15 protein-coding genes are annotated in these 21,436 nt (G+C 38.7%); 10 read left to right on the top strand and 5 right to left on the bottom strand.

All coding sequences use genetic code 11. The features are described from left to right. Positions 1–56 precede the first annotated feature (56 nt). From B5488_RS01410 to B5488_RS01390, 5 genes are all read left to right on the top strand, one after another. Entirely contained in the window at positions 57–1,121 is a 1,065-nt protein-coding gene (locus B5488_RS01410) for a hypothetical protein (RefSeq protein ID WP_154045340.1), read from the top strand. Positions 1,122–1,200: 79 nt separating this feature from the next. Continuing rightward, complete coding sequence (locus B5488_RS01405; protein WP_079733655.1) at positions 1,201–2,184, top strand: IS5 family transposase; 984 nt, start codon at positions 1,201–1,203, stop codon at positions 2,182–2,184. A gap of 872 nt (positions 2,185–3,056) precedes the next feature. Next, entirely contained in the window at positions 3,057–6,644 is a 3,588-nt protein-coding gene (locus B5488_RS01400; protein WP_079733654.1) for a gliding motility-associated C-terminal domain-containing protein, read from the top strand. A 26-nt stretch (positions 6,645–6,670) separates the two neighbouring features. After that, on the top strand, positions 6,671–7,612 hold the full coding sequence (locus B5488_RS01395) for a PorP/SprF family type IX secretion system membrane protein (protein ID WP_079733653.1): 942 nt from the start codon (positions 6,671–6,673) through the stop codon (positions 7,610–7,612). A 12-nt stretch (positions 7,613–7,624) separates the two neighbouring features. After that, on the top strand, positions 7,625–9,283 hold the full coding sequence (locus tag B5488_RS01390) for an OmpA family protein (RefSeq protein ID WP_079733652.1): 1,659 nt from the start codon (positions 7,625–7,627) through the stop codon (positions 9,281–9,283). Between the two features lie 119 nt (positions 9,284–9,402). Here B5488_RS01390 and B5488_RS01385 read toward each other — a convergent pair whose 3' ends face one another. The 4 genes from B5488_RS01385 to hpt form a co-directional block, all read right to left on the bottom strand. Beyond that, on the bottom strand, positions 9,403–9,924 hold the full coding sequence (locus B5488_RS01385; RefSeq protein WP_079733651.1) for a DUF4136 domain-containing protein: 522 nt from the start codon (positions 9,922–9,924) through the stop codon (positions 9,403–9,405). A 140-nt stretch (positions 9,925–10,064) separates the two neighbouring features. Then, positions 10,065–11,072 (bottom strand): GTPase ObgE, encoded by a 1,008-nt coding sequence (gene obgE, locus B5488_RS01380; protein WP_079733649.1) that lies wholly within the window; start codon positions 11,070–11,072, stop codon positions 10,065–10,067. A gap of 201 nt (positions 11,073–11,273) precedes the next feature. Further along, complete coding sequence (locus tag B5488_RS01375; RefSeq protein WP_079733648.1) at positions 11,274–11,852, bottom strand: adenylate kinase; 579 nt, start codon at positions 11,850–11,852, stop codon at positions 11,274–11,276. A 6-nt stretch (positions 11,853–11,858) separates the two neighbouring features. Continuing rightward, on the bottom strand, positions 11,859–12,386 hold the full coding sequence (hpt, locus tag B5488_RS01370; protein WP_079733646.1) for a hypoxanthine phosphoribosyltransferase: 528 nt from the start codon (positions 12,384–12,386) through the stop codon (positions 11,859–11,861). A gap of 118 nt (positions 12,387–12,504) precedes the next feature. Between hpt and B5488_RS01365 the strand changes: the two genes are divergently transcribed. The 4 genes from B5488_RS01365 to B5488_RS01350 all read left to right on the top strand — a co-directional run bounded on the left by B5488_RS01365 (position 12,505) and on the right by B5488_RS01350 (position 17,237). Then, positions 12,505–13,662 (top strand): 5-(carboxyamino)imidazole ribonucleotide synthase, encoded by a 1,158-nt coding sequence (locus B5488_RS01365; RefSeq protein ID WP_079733645.1) that lies wholly within the window; start codon positions 12,505–12,507, stop codon positions 13,660–13,662. A 32-nt stretch (positions 13,663–13,694) separates the two neighbouring features. Beyond that, a complete protein-coding gene (gene purE, locus B5488_RS01360; protein ID WP_037319155.1) occupies positions 13,695–14,180 on the top strand; it encodes a 5-(carboxyamino)imidazole ribonucleotide mutase in 486 nt (161 codons plus the stop codon). A 271-nt stretch (positions 14,181–14,451) separates the two neighbouring features. Next, positions 14,452–16,485: a M3 family metallopeptidase gene (locus tag B5488_RS01355; protein WP_079733644.1), complete on the top strand. Its 2,034-nt coding sequence runs from the start codon at positions 14,452–14,454 to the stop codon at positions 16,483–16,485. 200 nt (positions 16,486–16,685) lie between these two features. After that, positions 16,686–17,237 (top strand): sigma-70 family RNA polymerase sigma factor, encoded by a 552-nt coding sequence (locus tag B5488_RS01350; protein ID WP_037319151.1) that lies wholly within the window; start codon positions 16,686–16,688, stop codon positions 17,235–17,237. Positions 17,238–17,487: 250 nt separating this feature from the next. Here B5488_RS01350 and B5488_RS01340 read toward each other — a convergent pair whose 3' ends face one another. Beyond that, entirely contained in the window at positions 17,488–18,306 is an 819-nt protein-coding gene (locus tag B5488_RS01340; RefSeq protein ID WP_079733640.1) for a UbiA prenyltransferase family protein, read from the bottom strand. A 130-nt stretch (positions 18,307–18,436) separates the two neighbouring features. On the opposite strand from B5488_RS01340, the gene gcvP reads away from it, so the two are divergent. After that, positions 18,437–21,283: an aminomethyl-transferring glycine dehydrogenase gene (gcvP, locus tag B5488_RS01335; RefSeq protein WP_079733637.1), complete on the top strand. Its 2,847-nt coding sequence runs from the start codon at positions 18,437–18,439 to the stop codon at positions 21,281–21,283. The last annotated feature ends 153 nt before the right edge of the window (positions 21,284–21,436 follow it).

The raw sequence follows: 21,436 nt of genomic DNA, 5'->3' as shown, positions 1-21,436 counted from the left end.
ACCAAACTGACGATAACGAAAATGACACTCAACCAATTCCCGAAGATGAATATCTTGTGGATGGAGAAACCTATTATGTAGGTGGAGAGTCTGGTCAGTGCGAGCGTATAACTATCACGGTAGTTGTAGAAAGCGAGTTGTTACCGCAAAACACAATAACCAACGATCGATCTAGCGGATTCACTTTTTCTAATTGTACACCTACTAATTTTGATGAGGGCGATCTAAGTGATTTGTTTGTTGTAGATGATGAAAATAACTATAGAATAGCGGTATATACTACGGAAGAAGGAAGTGACGAATTCACCGGTGAACTTGTTGCTGGTAATAGTTATTATATTGCTCAGGTTCCAATCTCTACAATTGAACCAGGCAATTGTCCTTCACAAAGAGTAGCTTTTGGTTACGATCCAAATCAAATAGAAGCTCCCGATACTGAAACTTCACAAACTTTATGCGAAGGATCAACTGTGGCTGATTTAGAAGCGGAAGGCACTTATAATAACACTCAGGCCATTAGATGGTACCGTTCAAGAAATGCGACATCTCCTTTAGCAGCTGGCACTGAACTAATCTCAGGACAGGTTTACTACGTTGGACAAGTTGTGAATGATGCAGAACGCATCACTCCTCCTTGCGAAACTCCAACCGCAGATAGAGCTGAAGTCGTGGTAGAACTTACTCCTACAGATTTAACCGAAGAAACTCAAAGATTTTGTGAATCTATAGGAGAAGGAAACAATTTTAGAGGTCCTGAGGTACAGGATTTAAGTCCTGCTGGAGAATGGTTTGCTGATGAAACCTCTACAGAACCTTTAGATCCAAACACTGAATTAGTTGATGAAGAAGATTATTTTAACAGAGATGGTGATAACGAATGTAGCCAATTAAGAGTTACTGCAGATTTTTTCTCAACTCCAAATGCTGGAAGCACTACTCAAACAAGTTTTTGTGAGAATGGCGAACCAGAAAATTTAGTGGATAGAATAAACGATTCTCAATTAGGAGCTCCTGATCAAACCGGAAGTTTTAGTCCTACACTCGAAAATAACATATTTGACCCATCCGAATACGAACCTGGCAATTATAACTTCACTTATATAGTAGAATCCTTTGCATAACCCCTTACAAACATAGCATAAAAAATTTGTGTGCATGGTTGGTTTTCACTAATTTCATGCTTTACAAAAACCATCTCCTATGAGCCAGTTAAGTTTTTCCGATATAGAATTGGGACGCAGTAGAAAGCCCAGCAGGGTATCCTCCAAGTTAAACAAGATCAATAATTTGGTGGAATGGGACAAAGTCTTCAATCTGGTGCAGGCAGTGGACAACACCAATAAAGTTATCGGTGGAGCGCCGCACCGCGATCTTTCCATTAAGGTCAAAATGCTTTTTCTTCAGCACCTGTATAACCTGAGCGACCCGGAACTGGAGGATCAGGTCAACGACCGCTTGAGTTTTCAAAAATTTGCAGGGATCAACTACACTACCACGGTGCCAGATTTCACGACCATATGGCGGTTCAAAGAAGCCTTGGTACGGGAAGGCTTGATGGATGGGTTGTTTGCTTTGATCTTGGCCAGTCTTGAATCAAAAGGTTTGTTGCTGAAAAAAGGAACGAGTGTAGATGCCACCATCCTTCAGTCCACCACCAAGCCGTTGAGCAAGGAGCGGCGGGAAGAACTGGAAAAACACCCGAGTGCGCAAATAGATACCGATGCCCAATCCACGGCAAAGCGGGGGAAGAAATATTTTGGTTATAAAGGTCATATTGGAACCGATGTGGGCAGTGAGCTGATAAGGAAAAGGACATTCACTTCGGCACGTCCTCATGATTCCCAGCTAAAAGATGAACTCCTTAGCGGCGATGAGCAGATGATTTTTGGCGATAGCGCCTATGGCACTATTGCCGACAAGCGAAAGGCCAGGAAAGAGGGTGTTTATTACGGGATGCTGGACAAAGGGACACGAAAGCGGAAACTCTCCGCGACGCAAAAGAAAAACAACAAGAAGAAATCAAAGATAAGATGCAAGGTTGAACACCCTTTCGCCTATTTGAAGGAAAAGTTGAACTACAAAAGAACGGTTGCTAAAACAATGGCAAGGAACGAATTAAGGTTTGACTTCAACTGCATCCTGTACAATATTTTTCGGGCCAGTTATCTGCTCTCGAAAGCCTAAAACGTGGGAACGTGCGCAGTGTTGGAACAAAAAGGGAATAAAATAACGAAAATGATGAAAAAAATTGGCCAAAAGTCAAGGATTTAGGCAAAATAGTCCAAAAAAATTCTCGGAAAAGAGAAATAAAAGAAAAACCATTACTTATTCAAAGCTTCCTAGTAGAAGGAAATGATGACTGCCCCACCGACACTTCGTCTATATCAGTTACCGTTCAAGAAGCTCCTAATGCAGGAGAAGATTTAAACGAGACTGTTTGTAGTTCAGAATTAGAAAATCCTATTCAACTAATAGCAGAGTTTTCTTCATTAATCGAAGGAAGAGATGAAGGTGGTGTATTTGACGATAATAGCACAGGTGAAGTTGAAGAATTTACTCTTCAGCAAATTGGTTCATCTTTATTTACTCAATTCAACAATGGGGAAACAAGCTTTTCTGTCACCTATTCTGTTGTAGATAACGAGACCAATTGTGAGGATTCAGCTACAATTGATTTAAATATAGAAGAATCTCCTAATGCCGGCGATGACGGCACAGCCGAATTTACCAGAGAGGATGATCCCGTTAATCTAATCACCTATTTAGGCAATGATCCAGATTTAGATGGTACCTGGAGTCCAGGAAATGAAGATGGGGACTTTGATCCTGCTACAGGCGAATCAGGAGTTTATACCTACACGGTAACCAATGATAACGAATGCCAAGATTCAGCTACTGTTACAGTAACTATTCTTGAAGAATGTCCGGTAGTAACCGAAAGCGAACAATCATTCTGCGAATCTATAGGAGAAGGCAATAACTTTAGAAGGCCTACAGTTTCTGACCTATCACCTGCTAATGCATTTTGGTATGATTCAGCAGATAGTGAAACAGCTTTGGCAGATGATACTATTCTGGAAAATGACCAAACTTACTTTGCAGGAAATACAAATGGAACCTGTGAAGATAGAGATTCGGTAACCGTAACTTTGGATGATTCTCCAAATGCAGGAGCTACTACTTCTATAACGGTATGTAGCACTGATGATTCTTTTGACATTCTTGACGTTTTAAATCCATCAATTCTCGGTGATGCAGATCAGGGTGGAACAATTTCTCCAGCACTGGAAAGTGGAACAACAATCTTTGATCCGGCAGTTGATGCTTCAACTCAGTATATCTATACCGTTGCAAGCGTAAACGAAGAATGCCCAGACGATGAAGCAAGAATTACAATTACCGTACTTGAAGGACCAAATGCAGGAGAAAATGGAAGTATCGAATTTAACAGAGAGGATGATCCCGTTAATCTAATCACCTATTTATTAGGCAATGATCCAGATTTAGGTGGTACCTGGAGTCCAGGGAATGAAGATGGGGAGTTTGACCCTGCTACAGGCGAAGCAGGAGTTTATACTTACACCGTAACTAATGATAACGAATGCCAAGATTTAGCTACTGTTACTGTAACATTCTCGGATGAACCAATTGAAGAATGTCCTGAAGTGACTCAAAGCGAGCAATCATTCTGTGAATCTATAGGAGAGGGCAATAATTTTAGAAGACCTAGAGTTTCTGACCTATCACCTGCTAATGCAGTTTGGTATGATTCAGCAGATAGTGAAACAGCTTTAGCTGATGACACTATTCTGGAAAATGATGAAACTTACTTTGCAGGAAATACAAATGGAACCTGCGAAGAAAGAGATTCGGTAACAGTAACTTTGGATGATTCCCCAAATGCAGGAGCTACAACTTCTATAACGGTATGTAGCACTGGTGAAGAATTCGACATTCTTGATGAGCTAAATCCATCGATCCTCGGTGAAGCAGATCAGGGAGGAACAATTTCTCCAGCATTAGCTAGTGGAACTACAATCTTTGACCCATCAGCTGATACAGCAGGACAGTATATTTATACAGTCCAAAGTACAAATGAAGCCTGTCCAGATGATGAAGCAAGAATTACTATTACTATAGAGGATGCATTAGAAGCTGATGCAGGGTCCAATGTTCAGGCAGAATATTGTTCGAACGAAGGTGTAGTAGATCTATACAGTTTAGTTCCAGAAGGAACAACCACTGAAGGGATTTTTGAAGGTTATGAAAATGGAAACTTTGACACAGCAAACAACCTAAATACAACTGAAATAACTTACGTTGTAAGCTCAGAATCTGGTTGTTTTGATGGTGTATCTGAAGCTATTTATACAATTACTGTAAATGAAGCCCCGGATGCAGGTGATAACGTGAATCTGGAATACTGCATTACAGATATTGAAGAAATGACCGAAGTAGAAGTATTACAAATCTTCACCTCACTTTTAGGAGACAGGGATCAAAATGGTTCCTTCCCGGAGGGCCAAACTCCCATGGATCTATATGCAACATTCTCTGCAAATCCAATTGGAACTTTCTCTACAACCTATACTGTAACTAATGAAAACTGTATAGACTCAGCAGAACTCTCCATTACCATAAATGACACAGAAGAAGCTAATGCGGGTGGTGATGTTGATAACATCATAGTATGCTCAACTGATGCGGATATTAACTTATTTGACTATTTAAGTGAAGATGTGACACAAGAAGGTTATTTTGAAGAATTAGAAGACGGAATTTTCAGTCCTTCTACTAGTGGCGTAGGACCTTTCACCTTCACTTTTACGGTAGATCCTACTTCCGATTGTGTAACTGGAAGCGATTCTGCTATTTATTCAGTAGAAGTTCTTCAGGGACCAAATGCTGGAGAAAATGGAAATGTTGAGTTTACTAGAGAAGATGATCCTGTAAACTTGTTCGCTTATTTAAACGGTACACCTGATGAAGGTGGAACCTGGACACCTGGTAATACCGATGGTTCTTTTGATCCTGCTACTGATGCAGCCGGAACATATACTTACACCGTAACAAATGAAAATGAATGTCAGGATTCAGCAACAGTTACAGTTACATTCTCTGATGAACCAATCGAGGAATGCCCAGAAGTAACGGAAAGCGAACAAGCTTTCTGTGAATCTATAGGAGAAGGCAATGAAGCAAGACAACCTACAGTTTCTGACCTATTACCTGCTAACGCGGTTTGGTATGACTCAGCAGATAGTGAAACAGCTTTAGATGATGACACTATTCTTGAAGATGGTGAAACTTACTTTGCAGGAAATATAAATGGAACCTGTGAAGACAGAGATTCGGTAAACGTAACTTTGGACGATTCGCCAAATGCAGGAGCTACTACTTTTCTAGAAGTATGTACCAGTGATGATGCCTTTGATATTCTTGACGTTTTAAACCCATCTATCTTGGGTGAAGCAGAAGAGGGAGGAACAATCTCTCCAGCACTGGCAAGTGGAACAACTATTTTCGACCCATCTGTAGATACTGCAAGACAGTATATCTATACCGTTTCAAGCACAAACGAAGCCTGTCCAGATGATGAAGCCAGAATTACTATTACTTTCGCTCAAGGCGCTAACGCTGGTGAAGATATGGCTGTAACAGTTTGTAGTAATGACGGTCAACAAGATCTTTACGATTTAATTTCTGCAGATGCAGATATAGATGGTGAGTTCACTTTAGAGGGTGAAGTTGTAGCCGACGGAATTATGGACCCAGCCGGTTTTGAAGCTGGAACCTATGAGGTTATTTATACAGTTACTGCCGGAGAAAATGCTGAATGTGGTGGAGACGATATGTCTACAATCACTATCACTCTTGGTGAAGCTCCAGAAGCTCCAACAACTGGTGAAGCTGTTGCATTCTGTGCAATAGATGGTGAAACCGCAACTCGTCTAGAGGCTGATGGAACTAACCTAACCTGGTATTCTGATGCCGACCTCACAATGATGGTTAGCCAAGAAGACCTATTGATAAATGGTGATTACTATGTGACTCAAGCATCTGATGAAGGATGCGAATCTGAGGCAGCAGTACTTACTGTTAATATTGTAGATTCTCCTGCTCCTACTATCAGTTCAGATTACGAACTATGTGAGTTTGACAATCCAACAATTGCAGCCCTTACTGCCGAAATAAATGAAAGTGGAGAAGTAACCTGGTATGATTCAGCCGATAGTATGACTGCTTTAAGCAATAATGCTACACTAACTGATGGAACTACTTACTATGCTACTCTTATTTCAGATAATGGTTGCGAAAGTTCAGAAAGATTAGCTGTTACAGTTACTTTAGAACAGTGTGCTATTATTCCGGAAGCGATCACACCAAATGGTGATAATAAAAATGACACATTTTCTATAGGTTTCCTAGAGAATGATTATCCTAACTTTAATGTAATAATCTTTAATAGATGGGGTAATGCAGTATATAAAGGAAACGCTTCTACTCCTGAGTGGGATGGAACTTCTAACCAATCTGGTAGTCTTGGAGACGATGTATTACCAGTAGGTGTATATTTCTATGTGGTAGACTTTAACGACGGAAGCACAGAGCCACGTCAGGGTAAAGTATACTTGAACAGATAATATAAAAGGATAAACATTAGAAAGAAATGAAAAAAACAATCACAAAATATTTAATATTCGCAGTCGTTATCCTTTTCTCAGTAAAGGGTATGGCTCAGCAAGACCCGCTGTTCACTCAGTATATGTATAATATGAGTGTAATAAACCCAGCCTACGCTACCGATGATCCCGGTATGCTAAACCTGGGGGGTATTTACAGATCTCAATGGCAAAATGTTGACGGTGCTCCAAGCACCGCCAACTTCTTTGCCCACACTCCTGTAAGTGAAAGAGTAGAACTTGGTTTAACCGTAGTTCACGATGAAATTGGTGGTATTGTTAAAGAAAACAATATTACTGCCGATTTCGCTTATGTACTTCCAGCAGGGGAAAACAGTAAAATCTCTTTTGGTCTTAAAGGTGGTCTTACCACTTTTGATGCAAACCTTTCAGGATTGCAAGTAAATCAACCGGGAGATCCTGCTTTGGAAAATGTAAACGAAGTTTTCCCGGTATTTGGACTTGGTGCTTTTTGGTTTGGAGATAATTACTATTTAGGTGCTTCTGCTCCTAACCTGTTTACTTCAAAATACATTGAGAACGAACAAGAGATTGCGGCTTTAGGTGAAGAAGCAATTCACTATTACTTAACTGGTGGATACGTTTTTCAACTTAACCCAGATCTTAAATTGAAGCCTGCTTTTATGGCAAGAGGTGTTCAAGGTGCTCCGTTGGCAGTAGATGTTACTGCAAACGTTTTGTTATACGATAGGATTGAAGCCGGTGTTGGTTACAGATTTAATGAAACCATCACAGGACTTGTAAACTTCAAGATCACCCCATCACTACGTGTAGGGTATGCTTACGATCACTTTACTTCAGAATTCGCTAATTACAATTTAGGCGGAACTCACGAGGTAATGTTATTGTTTGATCTTGACCTGTTTGGCCTTACCAAAGGATATGACAAATCACCTAGATTCTTCTAAAACACGAATAATATGAAAAATTTATATAGTACCCTTTTTATTCTTTTTATAGGCCTTGCCGCTTTTGGGCAAAGTGCCGAAATAAAGAAAGCAGAAAAATTGTTTGCGCAAAGAGCTTACATTGACGCTGCAGAAGCTTATGAAAAAGTTGTAGATAAAAATCAGGAGGTTTTACAAAACCTTGGAGATGCATACTTCTACACAAATCAAATGGAGAGTGCTGCGGAAGTTTACCGCACACTTTTCCTGAGACACGAAGATATCACAGAACCTGCGTATAAATTTCGATTCGCACATTCTTTGCGCGCAACCGGGGACCAGGATGACGCCGATGAATATATGAGTGATTTTACTGGTGATGATGTAAACCACGAGGATTTTGCACGTAAATTAGATACTGTGGCACCTCATGTTTATACTACCGAGCAAATCATGAACAACAGTGCTTCAGCAGATTTTGGTATTGCTTTTTTTGGAGACCGAATTACTTTCGCTTCAACAAGAAATCAGGAGCGTCCGGTTTACCCATGGAACAAAAAACCAACTTTAGATCTTTACTCTGCTGAAATGTCTGAAGACGGAGAACTAAGTGACATCGTTTTATTTTCTGATAAAATTAATACTGATGAGCACGAAAGTTCTGCAACTTTTAGCGAAGATGGCCAGGTAATGTACTTTGACCGTAACAGCGAAAAAAGAGTGAAGAACGAAGAAGGAATTAGAGTTGGTCATATTAAAATCTTCCGTGCTGAAATGGTAGATGGTGAATGGAGCAATATTGAAGCGCTTCCTTTTACGAGTGACGAATTTTCTACTGAACACCCAAGCTTAAGTGCAGATGGTAGCAAACTTTATTTTGCCAGCGATATGCCAGGTTCTGAAGGTTCTTTTGATATTTATGTTGTAGATGTAAATGAAGACGGAACCTACGGTGAACCAGAAAATCTTGGGACCGGAGTTAATACTCCACACCGTGAGCAATTTCCTTACATTAGTGAAGAAGGAGTACTTTATTTCGCTTCAGATGGTCACCAGGGATTTGGTAACTTAGATGTATTTAGAGCTGAAGGAGATTTCGCTGAAGTTCAAAATCTTGGTAACACGGTAAACAGTGGTCACGACGATTTCGCATTCATTATTGATGAAGAAAACCAAAAAGGATATCTTGCTTCTAACAGAAGAGGATCAGATAACCTTTATGTGTTCACCAGAGAAGATTATGTTCCTCCTGTTGTTGATTACGATGATAGAGAAACAAACCTTGAGACAGGTAGACAACAATTAAGAGATGTTGGTAACATTTACTTCGACTTTGATAAAGCAACAATTAAAGACGAATCTAAACCAACTCTTGATAAAGTTGTAAATATTATGAACAAGTATCCTGAACTTCAAATTGAAATTGGCTCTCACGCTGATGCAAGAGGTTCAGACAAATACAATATGGGACTGTCTGAGAGACGTGCAGCTTCTACTTTAGAGTATCTTGTTGAAAACGGCATAGACCGTAGCAGGTTAACTTCTAAAGGTTATGGAGAAAGCATGCCACTTAATGATTGTACACAACCTACAGGTTGTTCTTCAGCCCAATATGCTAAGAACAGGCGTAGTGAATTCACCATTATGAATGATGAAGACACTATGGATTCTGAAGAAATGGAAGAAGAATAAATCTTCCATAGGTTAGCTACTAACTAACCAACCAAAATGTGAAAAGCCCCGGAAATTTCCGGGGCTTTTTTATTACAAAAGTTTCAATAAGTTGAATTTAGAAAAAGCCACTACATAAATTATTTTTTTGGAGGATAACCTTCCAAAGCCTTTTGAACCATCTTATCAAACATAACCCTGCGCTTTTCAGGAGAAGAATTAGGGTTAAACTTGCTTTCTACCACGGCCTGCCAAATCAAAGAATCTTCAGTAACATCTATAAAGTCTATTGTTACTTCAAGAATAACAGAATTATTTTCTATAGGAATTCCTCCGGAAACTCCTACTCCACCACTTCTGCCGCCTCCGCCAATTCCAACGCCAATACTGCTTCGGTTTTGATCCATAAACTCTCGGGAATAAACATTTACATAAACACCAGGTTCTTCAGAAGTTGAAAAGCCTTCATTTTCCATTCCGTTTTTTAAACTGGCAATAAGCCGGGTTTCATCTAACTGGGAAAGCCCAGATTGAAAATCAGGAAAAAGCTGATAGGTTTTATAATTATTAAAACTCACCGTATCATCGTAATCATAAACCGCCTTTGGAGTATTGCAGGAAGAAATTATCGCAAAAACAAAAAGTAATTTTATTAGCTTCATAAGATTGAATTTTTGACTTATTTACAAAAAAATGCAGCGTTGAAATACATCAACGCTGCATAAATTTAATCAAAAACCGTTCAGAAAATCTAAAGATTAACACAAATCCAAGATCTCTATACGCGTTTAAACCTTATAATTCAAGAAGTTTCCTTATTTAGCATTTCCCATAACCTGTCTTTAAGTTCGGTTAAACCCTGTTGCGCAACCGATGAAATGAACAGGTAAGGAGCTCCTAAATTTTTATCTAATTCGTGCTTCATTTCCAGTTTTAATTCGGCATCCAGCATATCACTTTTTGAGATTGCGATAAGTCTATCTTTATCCAGCATTTCAGGATTATACCTGCGAAGTTCATCTAATAGAATTTCGTATTGCTCAGAAATATTGGGCGCATCAGCAGGCACTAAAAACAATAAAGTAGAATTTCGTTCTATATGGCGTAAAAATCTATGTCCAATTCCTCTTCCTTCCGCAGCACCTTCAATAATTCCCGGAATATCGGCAACTACAAAGGTTTTAAAATCACGATATTCTACAATCCCCAAATTGGGTTTTAAAGTAGTAAACTCGTAATCGGCTATCTTAGGTTTTGCGGCTGTAATAACCGAAAGTAAAGTAGATTTTCCGGCATTTGGAAAACCAACCAGACCAACATCGGCAAGAATTTTTAACTCCAGGGTAATGTCTACCTCAGTCCCATCAATGCCGGGTTGGGAATATCTTGGCGTTTGATTCGTAGAACTCTTAAAGTGCCAGTTACCACGGCCACCCATTCCCCCTTCGGCAATGAGATATTCCTTGCCATCTTCGGTGATTTCGTGAATAATTTCCTGGGTTTCTGTATCGCGAATTACCGTGCCTAATGGCACTTCAATATACTCATCGTCACCTTCTGCACCGCTACTTCGTTGTTTACTCCCGTTACTCCCGTGTTCGGCTCTTATGTGCCTTTTAAACTTTAAATGATATAATGTCCAGAGGTTTTTGTTCCCTTTCACAATTACATGGCCACCACGACCACCATCGCCACCATCGGGCCCGCCTTTCGCAACGTATTTTTCACGGTGCAGGTGGGAAGATCCACTTCCTCCTTTTCCAGAAGCTACGTGTATCTTTACATAATCAACAAAATTCCCTTCAGTCATATTTTAAAAATTTAATCAAAAACCTCTGGAAAAGCCCAGGAGGTTTAAATAGTAAACTACCTCGGGGCAAGCTCACGAGGCATTTTATAAAAAAATATTTTGATTCGAGGCAAACCTCGGAGCATTTAAATCTCGATTATCGAGTAAACTATTTTATTATTTCGTGACAAGCCTCGGGGAAATTAAACCCTCAATGAGCGATTAAGCTTGTAGCCTATCTATTACAGCACTAAGGCGTTGGGTAATTTCTTCAATAGAACCTACTCCATCTACACCGTAATATTTGTCTTGTTTTTTATAATATTCTTTCAGGATCGCAGTCTCATCGTAATAAACCTTAATCCTATTCCGTATTACCGATTCGTCAGCATCGTCTTTTCTTCCAGAAGTTTTTCCTCTTTCCAATAATCGATTCACCAAAACCTCATCATCCACTTCTAAAGCGATCATCGCGGTAACTTCGGTATTCTTCAATTTCAACAATTCAGCTAAAGCATCAGCCTGGGCTGCAGTTCTTGGAAAACCATCAAAAATAAATCCGTTAGCGCCTTCGTTTTTATCCACTTCAGCGTTCAACATTTTTATGGTCACCTCATCAGGAACCAACTGGCCTTTATCCATAAAAGATTTAGCATGCAATCCCAATTCGGTTTTATTCTTAATATTATATCTAAAAACATCTCCTGTAGAGATATGAATAAGTTGATATTTTTCCTTTAAGATGTCTGCCTGAGTTCCTTTGCCGGCGCCAGGAGGGCCAAACAAAACCAAATTTGTCATGTTTTTTTATTTAAGTTTATAGACTTGTGTTAGGTTACGTCCAAGACCGTCATAATCCAAACCATAACCCACAATAAATTTATTAGGAATCTCAATTCCCCTATATTTAATATTGAATTCTTTTTTATAAGCTTCAGGTTTGTAAAACAAAGTCGCTACTTCGTAATTGGCAACCTCCTCTTTTAAAAGAATTTTATTGATTTCCTCTAAAGTATTGCCGGTATCTACAATATCTTCCAGCAAAATTACTTTTCTGCCTTTCAGTGACTGGTTTAATCCCAAAAGCGTCTTTACATTCCCGGTAGTTCTGGTGCCTTCGTAAGAACCAAGTTTCACAAAACTTACCTCGCAATCTCCAGAAAATCTTTTAATCACTTCACTGGCAAACATAAAGGAGCCGTTAAGCACCCCTAAAAAAATAGGATTTTCACCCATATAATCTTCGTTAAGCTTTTGGGCTACTTTGTCTATGGCCACGTTGATCTCTTCCTCTGAAATGTAGGGCTCAAATTCTAAATCGTGTAGTTTTATCAAATCTGAAAAATTTTAAAGAGCAAAGATAAGGATTCTTAATAACCCAAACTGCCAGATTTCCATAAGAATAATAGCACAACTTGACCTAAAAATTTATTTTTGCTGAAACTTTTACGGCATGATCAATTATTTTTCTTCAAACTTTAAATTAGGAATACTTGGCGGCGGGCAGTTAGGCAAAATGATGCTCTACGAAACTCGTAAATACGATATTCAAACCAATGTTTTGGAACCAAATCCTGAAGCGCCCTGCAAAATTGCTTGCGATTATTTTGAGACCGGTGATCTAATGGATTTTGATACCGTTCTTAACTTCGGAAGAAAAGTTGACGTACTCACCTTTGAAATTGAAGGAGTAAATATTGAGGCTTTAAAGCAATTGGCGCAGGAAGGTATTAAAACCTATCCCTCGGCTGAGACTTTAGAGAAAATACAGAATAAAGGAATTCAAAAGAATTTCTATAAAAAACATCAAATCCCAACCGCTGATTTTGAAGTTTTTTCATCGAAGAAAGATCTAATTTCCGCTCTGGAAAACAGCAAAATCAGTTTTCCTTTTGTTTGGAAAAGCACTACCGGTGGCTATGATGGCAAAGGGGTTTCGGTTGTAAAAAATAAAGAAGCTTTAAACGATCTTCCAGATGCCGAATGTATTGCTGAGAATCTTGTTCCGTTTAAAAATGAATTGGCGGTAATCGTTGCAAGATCGGCCTCAGGTGAAGTAAAAACCTATCCTGTGGTAGAAATGGAATTTCATCCTACGGCAAACCAGGTAGAATATGTGATCTGCCCGGCAAGAATTGAAGATTCCGTAGCAACAAAAGCCAGGGAACTCGCGGTTAAAGTTTCCGAAGCATTTGAGCATGTTGGTTTACTGGCGGTAGAAATGTTCCAGACAGAAAATGATGAAATCCTGGTAAACGAAGTTGCGCCTAGACCTCACAACAGCGGCCATTACAGTATTGAAGCAAGCTATACTAACCAGTTCGAACAACATATTCGTGCTATTTTAGATCTTCCGCTAGGAATAACCGATAGTAAAGTCGGCGGAATTATGGTAAATTTAGTGGGCGATGCAGCTCACGAAGGTGAAGTAGTTTATGAGAATATTGAAAAAATAATGAAGATGCTCGGCGTGACGCCTCATATTTACGGTAAGAAAATCACCCGCCCTTTTAGAAAAATGGGACACGTAACCATCGTAAACAAAGACCTGGCTGAAGCAAGAAAAATAGCCGAAGAGGTTAAGAATTCAATTAAAGTTATTTCCAAATAATAAACTTTTCGAAGTTTTTTGAACATAAAATTATGAGCAAAGTAGCAGTAATAATGGGAAGCACCAGTGATCTACCGGTAATGCAGGATGCGATAGATATCCTGGAAGGTTTTGATCTGGAAGTAGAAGTAGATATCGTTTCTGCTCACCGCACCCCAGAAAAATTATTTGAATACGGAAAAACCGCACACGAACGCGGAATCAAAGTAATTATAGCCGGTGCCGGAGGCGCAGCTCACCTGCCGGGAATGATTGCATCGCTCTCACCGCTTCCAGTTATTGGGGTTCCGGTGAAATCCAGCAACTCGATAGACGGTTGGGATTCTGTTTTATCTATTTTACAAATGCCCGGCGGAGTTCCAGTTGCTACAGTAGCTCTTAATGGAGCTAAAAACGCAGGAATACTTGCGGCGCAAATTATTGGCACTTCAGATAAATGCACTTTAGATAAGATTTTAGTCTATAAAGAAGGACTTAAAGAAAAAGTGATTGAAGGCGCTAAAAAGGTGAAAAAATAACAAAAGCCACGTCTTGCGACGTGGCTTTCTTTGTAGTAAACTTACCTAAATCTGTACAAATTATTTATTAACCATTCTAAATATTTAAACCAGAAAAAACTTTTAAGCTACTACAATAATTTAAGCGTCGAATATACATTATTTTTATAAAAAATACTGTTTTGTGTTAAAAAAAGTTATTAAAAACGTCAAATTTAGGTTAAGAACAGCTAGTAGCTCGATCCCCCGACGATTAATAAATACATTAGACCATTAAAATAAATAAGAGATAATGACCACTCACAATAATCCACTTTTACAGGAATTTGATCACGCTCCGTTTTCAAAAATTGAAAACGAGCATTTTAAACCCGCTATAATAAAAGCTATAGAAATGGCTCGGGAAGAAATCAATGCTATTGCATCAAATGCAGACGAAGCTACTTTCCCAAATACCATTGAAACTTTAGAATTTTCAGGAGAAAAATTAGATAGAGTAACCAGTATATTTTTCAATCTTAATTCTGCGGAAACTAATGAAGAAATTCAGCAAATCGCACAGGAAGTTTCTCCGCTTTTATCAGAATTCAGAAATGATATTATTCTGAATAAAGCACTTTTTGAAAAAGTAAAATCGGTTTACAATAAGAAAGACCAGCTTGACCTGAATACCGAGCAAAAAACGCTTTTAGATCGAAAATACAAGGCATTCTCTCGAAACGGAGCCAATTTGCCAATTGAAAAGCAAAACGAACTTAGAGATATAGATAAAAAACTTTCAAAACTAAGCCTTGATTTTGGCCAAAATGTACTTGCAGAGACCAATAAATTCGAATTACATCTTACCGATGAAAATGATTTAAAAGGCCTACCGGAAAGTTTTAAAGAAGAAGCTGCGCAAGTAGCAGCTTCCAAAGAAAAAGAAGGCTGGATCTTCACCTTAGAATACCCCAGCTATCTTCCTTTTATGAAATATGCCGAAAACAGGGAACTGCGCAAGAAAATGGCACTTGCTTTTGGTTCTAAAGGATTCCACGGCGATAAGTTAGACAACCAGGAAAATGTGTTGCAAATTGCTAAACTAAGATACCAGCGCGCTCAACTTTTAGGTTATAAAACCCATGCACATTTTGTTCTAGAAGAGCGTATGGCTGAAACTCCCGAAAAAGTAAACAACTTTTTAGAGGAAATTCTTGAAAAAGCAAAACCTGCCGCCGAACGTGAATTTGCAGAATTAAAAAATTTCGCAAAAGAACTGGACGGAATCGACCAGTTACAAAAATGGGATGCAGCTTTTTACAGCGAAAAATTAAAGCAGAAATTATTTAATCTCGATGACGAAAAACTGAAACCTTATTTCAAACTTGAGAATGTGATAGACGGTGTATTTACTGTTGCACAAAAACTTTACGGCTTGAGTTTTAAAGAAGTTTTTGACGTAGATAAATATCATGAAGATGTAAAAACCTACCAGGTACTTGATGAGAATAATAAAGAGATGGCTCTGTTTTATGCCGATTTTCATCCAAGACCTGGAAAAAGAGATGGCGCCTGGATGACGGGTTACAAATCGCAATACAAGAAGGATGGCGAGGAAGAAAGGCCACATATTTCTATTGTTTGCAACTTCACCAAACCTTCTAAAAAACAACCTTCATTATTAACTTTTAATGAAGTTACCACGCTTTTTCACGAATTTGGCCACGCGCTACACGGGATGTTGGGAGATACTGAATATCCAAGTTTATCGGGTGCAAATGTTTATTGGGATTTCGTAGAACTTCCAAGTCAGTTATTAGAAAACTGGTGTTATGAAAAAGAAGCGCTTCAGTTGTTCGCTAAACATTACGAAACCGGGGAAGTAATTCCTATGGAACTGGTTCAGAAAATAAAAGAATCGGCTAATTTCCAGGAAGGAATGGCCACAGTAAGACAATTGAGTTTTGGAATGTTGGATTTGAGCTGGCACGGATTAGATCCTTCAGCAATTAACGATGTAAAAGTAAACGAAAACAAAGCTTTTGAACACACAAAATTATTTCCTAATGTTGCCGAAAATTGTATGAGTACAGCTTTTTCTCATATCTTCCAGGGCGGTTATTCTGCAGGTTATTATTCCTATAAATGGGCAGAAGTATTAGATGCCGATACCTTTGAATATTTTCAGCAAAACGGGATCTTTAGCAGGGAAGTTGCGAATAAATTCAAGACAAATATACTTTCCCAGGGCGGTACAGATCACCCGATGACGCTTTATAAGAAATTCCGAGGAAAAGAACCCAAACCCGATGCCTTATTAAAACGTGCCGGATTAATTGAGAAATAATATTAATAAAGAGGCTATCTGAAATAATCGTCATCCTGAACTTGTTTCAGGATCTAACATGTTAGAAGCTGAAACAAGTTCAGCTTGACGAAAATCTTAGACTATTTAATCAAACATTGTTTTGCCTAAAACCTTATAAGATCTATAACTTATAATGTCAAATACTTTTGTTAATTTTGATTTGATCTTGAAGCAAGCCTATGCCAACTCATAAACTCGATCCTACAAAATGGGTGGATAAGTATTCAGACTACCTGTTTAATTACGCTATTGTTAGGGTTAACGATCGCGAGGTGGCAAACGATTTAATTTCTGAAACTTTTCTTGCAGGCCTTAATTCTAAAGATAATTTTGAAGGAAGAGCCACAGAGCGCACCTGGCTTATTTCCATTTTAAAACGAAAAATCATAGATTATTACCGAAAGATAAACTCTATAAAAGGTCAGGCTGAAGTTCGTATCAATTATTCAGATTCTGAAAATAATGGTGATTGGATGGAAGAACAGGTAGCAGATGCTTTTGATCGTACTGCCGAGGATGAAATGGAAAACACCGAGTTGGGAATGGCTATTTTAGAGTGTCTCGATCAAATAAACGAAAAACACGCCGCCATCTTTAAGATGAAAACCATTGATGAGGCTGATACTGAGGCCGTATGTAAAGAATTCAATATTAGTCCGTCTAACCTTTGGGTAATCATTCACAGGGCACGCACCGCATTGGCCGCATGCCTTGAAAAAAACTGGTTCTAAGTTATGCCGAAAAGAAAATTTTTCATTTTTGACTGTTCAAAAGCAGAAAATTGCTGCGACAAAAGCCAATATAACGAGGCTGGAACACGCGAGAAAATCTCAATGCTCATGCACTTGCTTTTATGCAGACCCTGCCGCAAGTACACTTCAAAAAACACCAAACTCACTCATTTAATAAAAAAATCTAAGCTTAAAACTTGTTCTGAAGAAGAAAAAAAGGCCTGGAAAAACAGCATTGAAAAAGAAATGGCTAAAGGAGAATCTTAGCCAGCAACCAAACTAAAAGCCAAAACACCGGAATTCCTTCCACCCAAAAAGCTGAATAATAAGTTCCCTGATCTATCCGTGCCGCTTTTATAAAATATGCCGAAACCAATAAGGTAAGGCTTAAAGCAATTAAGTTGATTATTGAAAAATAAGATTTCAGTAATTCCAGGAATATTATAATTCCCAATAATACATAACCGATTTTTCTAGTATTTACTATTCCAATTTGCTGCGGAATAGTATTTAAATCCCCAGAATCGAACTTCAAATCCCTTATCTCAAACGGAAGCGTTATAGCAATCACAAAGAAAAAACGCTGAAAAAATGTGATGCTAATCTCTTTTACAGCAGCTTGCTCCATCAACGGTAAAATTGCGGTCACTCCCGCCCAAACAACGGCGATAATAAAAATCTTAATACCACCAATATTTCTAAGATTTTGCCTATTTCTTCCTAAAGGAATCGCATAAAGTAAAGTGAAAATGCCTAAAATAGCGGAAGCTAAAAGTATTTTTAATTCCTGCTGAAATGCAAAATACAAAAAAGCCACGAAGCAAAAAAAGGAGAAAATCTGTATCAATTTTAGGTTTCGGGCAAGGCTGGCGTGATACAGTTTAGCGATGCCGGCATACTTCACAAAATTATAACCGGTAATGCTTCCGAAGAAAATAAAAAATAGCAGGTTTTTATCAATTTCAATATTGAATTCCAGGAAGCTTATTAAGCTTAATGAAACCACCGCCAAAGCCACGTGCAGACTACTATTTATATAGAAATCTAATATATTTTTAAAACGCTGCATCCTGCTAAATTAATCATTCTTCCCGCAACCAAAACTGACGTCATAAATCTTAACAAGTGTATACGCCTAATCACTAAAAAATTACGTTTAAAATATGTACTTTTGCAGCTCAAAACACAACTTTATTTTAATGAGAACAGATTCTTTTGCCCTACGCCATATTGGCCCCAGAGAAAGCAATCTCCAGGCAATGTTGGACACCATTGGTGTAGATTCGTTAGAACAGTTAATATACGAAACCATCCCCGACGATATTCGTTTAAAATCACCCTTAAATTTACCTTCTGCACTTAGCGAAAATCAGTATGCCGAGCATATTGGTAAACTAGCTGCTAAAAACAAGGTTTTTAAAACCTATATAGGTCTTGGTTACCACCAGGGAATATTACCGGCGGTGATTCAACGAAATATTTTGGAAAATCCGGGTTGGTATACGGCCTACACGCCTTACCAGGCTGAAATTGCCCAGGGAAGACTGGAAGCTTTATTAAATTTCCAAACTATGGTAAGCGATCTTACCGGAATGGAAATTGCCAATGCCTCGCTTTTAGATGAATCTACCGCAGCGGCAGAAGCTATGGGACTTTTATTCGCTGTTCGCGATCGCAAGCAGAAGAAAGACGAAGTAAATAAATTCTTTGTTTCTGAACAGGCGTTACCGCAAACCATAGATCTTATTAAAACGCGTGCCGATTTTATGGGAATCGAGCTAGTGGTTGGCAATCACGAAGAATTTGATTTTAGTGATAAATTCTTTGGAGCTTTAGTACAATATCCCGGCAAATACGGACAGGTATTTGACTATACCGATTTTGTTTCAAAATGTAAAGATGCCGAGATAAAAGTAGCTGTTGCTGCCGATATTTTGAGTTTGGTTAAACTACAGGCACCGGGAGAACTTGGTGTAGATGTGGTTGTTGGTACCACCCAACGTTTTGGAATTCCCTTAGGATATGGTGGGCCACACGCAGCTTATTTTGCTACTAAAGAAGAATATAAAAGAAATCTTCCCGGAAGAATTATTGGGGTAACCAAAGATATTGATGGAAATCATGCTTTGAGAATGGCCCTTCAAACCAGGGAACAACATATTAAACGCGATAAAGCGACTTCAAACATTTGTACTGCACAGGTTTTACTGGCTGTGATGGCAGGAATGTATGCAGTTTACCACGGACCTGATGGTTTAAAATATATCGCTGATACCGTTCATTTTTCTACAGTTACTTTAGCTGAAGAACTTGAGAAAATGGGTGTTAAGCAGCTTAATTCAGCTTATTTTGATACGCTTCAGGTTAAAGCTGAAGCCCAAAAAATTAAAGCTGAAGCCGAAAAGAATGAAATCAATTTCTATTATCCCGATGCCGAAACGGTTTGTATTTCTTTAAATGAAACTACAACCCAGGAAGACATCAATAATATTTTGAAGGTTTTCGCTACGGTTTCAGGTGAAAAATCTACTGAAATTGAAAGCTTAAAAGAGGAATCTGCAATTCCTTCAGCATTACAGAGAAAAACCGAATTTTTAACGCATAAAGTCTTTAACCTTTATCATTCAGAAACTGAACTGATGCGTTATATCAAGAAACTGGAGCGCAAAGATCTTTCTTTGAACCAGTCTATGATTTCCCTTGGAAGTTGTACCATGAAATTAAATGCAGCTTCAGAAATGCTTCCATTAAGCAATCCGCAATGGGGAAATATTCACCCATTTGTACCGGTAGAACAAGCTGAAGGCTACCAGATCGTTTTAAAAAGACTGGAAGATCAATTAACAGAGATCACTGGATTTTCTGCAACCTCGCTTCAGCCAAATTCTGGTGCGCAGGGAGAATATGCCGGCTTGATGACGATTAGAGCTTACCACGAATCTAAAGGTGAAGGCCATAGAAATATATGTTTAATTCCTTCTTCGGCTCACGGTACCAACCCAGCTTCCGCAGTAATGGCGGGAATGAAAGTGGTAGTAACCAAAGCTTCAGAAAACGGAAATATAGATGTAGACGATCTTCGCGAAAAAGCGATAAAACACAAAGATAATCTTGCTGCTTTAATGGTAACCTATCCTTCTACCCACGGGGTTTTTGAATCAGCTATTAAAGAAATCACGCAAATTATTCATAATAATGGCGGGCAGGTTTATATGGATGGTGCAAATATGAATGCCCAGGTTGGCTTAACAAATCCTGGAGTAATTGGCGCCGATGTTTGTCACTTAAACCTACATAAAACCTTTGCAATCCCTCACGGAGGCGGTGGCCCCGGAGTTGGACCAATTTGCGTTGCAGAACAATTAAAACCGTTTTTACCCGGAAACCCGGTAATAAAAACAGGTGGAGAAAATGCTATTGGCGCAATTTCTTCAGCACCCTGGGGTTCTTCTTTGGTTTGCCTTATTTCTTATGGTTATATAACCATGTTAGGTAGCAAAGGACTTCAGAAAGCTACGGAATATGCAATTCTTAATGCCAACTATGTAAAAGAGCGCTTAAACGAACATTACAAAACATTATATTCTGGAGAACGTGGTCGCGCCGCTCACGAGATGATCTTAGATTGTCGTCCATTTAAAGAGAATGGCATTGAAGTGGTGGATATCGCCAAACGATTGATAGATTACGGCTTCCACGCCCCTACTGTTTCTTTCCCTGTGGCAGGAACTATGATGATAGAACCTACCGAAAGTGAAAGCAAAGCTGAACTGGATAGATTCTGTGACGCATTAATTTCTATTAGGAAGGAAATTGAAGAGTTGGATAGCGAAGAAGATAACGTGCTTAAAAACGCACCACATACTATTACCATGCTAACTTCAGATGAATGGAAATTCTCTTATACAAGAGAAAAAGCGGCTTACCCGTTAAATTACGTATCAGAAAATAAATTCTGGCCAAGCGTAAGAAGGGTAGACGAAGCATTTGGAGACAGAAACTTAATGTGCACCTGCCCTCCTATTGAGGAATATATGGATGCATAGCTTTTAAAAGATGCCTGAAAATAGTGTCGGAATTATTTCCGAAGAAAATTTTCAGGCATCTTTCATTTTGTGACTTTCGTCACATTTCAGTTTATTTTTCCATTTTGTTTAAAGCTCACTATATTTGTAATTAGTACATTCGGAGTTTAATCT

Origin of the sequence: Salegentibacter salegens, from assembly GCF_900142975.1 — a bacterium.
In the GTDB taxonomy this organism is placed as follows: domain Bacteria; phylum Bacteroidota; class Bacteroidia; order Flavobacteriales; family Flavobacteriaceae; genus Salegentibacter; species Salegentibacter salegens.
This window is presented reverse-complemented; position numbering and strand designations above follow the sequence as displayed.

Excerpts from the sequence above, each read along its gene's own strand:
- B5488_RS01355 (WP_079733644.1), top strand. The coding sequence starts at position 14,452 with ATGACCACTCACAATAATCCACTTTTACAGGAATTTGATCACGCTCCG.
- B5488_RS01350 (WP_037319151.1), top strand. The coding sequence starts at position 16,686 with ATGCCAACTCATAAACTCGATCCTACAAAATGGGTGGATAAGTATTCA.
- B5488_RS01385 (WP_079733651.1), bottom strand. The coding sequence starts at position 9,924 with ATGAAGCTAATAAAATTACTTTTTGTTTTTGCGATAATTTCTTCCTGC.
- B5488_RS01365 (WP_079733645.1), top strand. The coding sequence starts at position 12,505 with ATGATCAATTATTTTTCTTCAAACTTTAAATTAGGAATACTTGGCGGC.
- gcvP (WP_079733637.1), top strand. The coding sequence starts at position 18,437 with ATGAGAACAGATTCTTTTGCCCTACGCCATATTGGCCCCAGAGAAAGC.
- B5488_RS01375 (WP_079733648.1), bottom strand. The coding sequence starts at position 11,852 with ATGACAAATTTGGTTTTGTTTGGCCCTCCTGGCGCCGGCAAAGGAACT.
- purE (WP_037319155.1), top strand. The coding sequence starts at position 13,695 with ATGAGCAAAGTAGCAGTAATAATGGGAAGCACCAGTGATCTACCGGTA.
- B5488_RS01405 (WP_079733655.1), top strand. The coding sequence starts at position 1,201 with ATGAGCCAGTTAAGTTTTTCCGATATAGAATTGGGACGCAGTAGAAAG.
- B5488_RS01390 (WP_079733652.1), top strand. The coding sequence starts at position 7,625 with ATGAAAAATTTATATAGTACCCTTTTTATTCTTTTTATAGGCCTTGCC.
- obgE (WP_079733649.1), bottom strand. The coding sequence starts at position 11,072 with ATGACTGAAGGGAATTTTGTTGATTATGTAAAGATACACGTAGCTTCT.
- B5488_RS01340 (WP_079733640.1), bottom strand. The coding sequence starts at position 18,306 with ATGCAGCGTTTTAAAAATATATTAGATTTCTATATAAATAGTAGTCTG.
- B5488_RS01395 (WP_079733653.1), top strand. The coding sequence starts at position 6,671 with ATGAAAAAAACAATCACAAAATATTTAATATTCGCAGTCGTTATCCTT.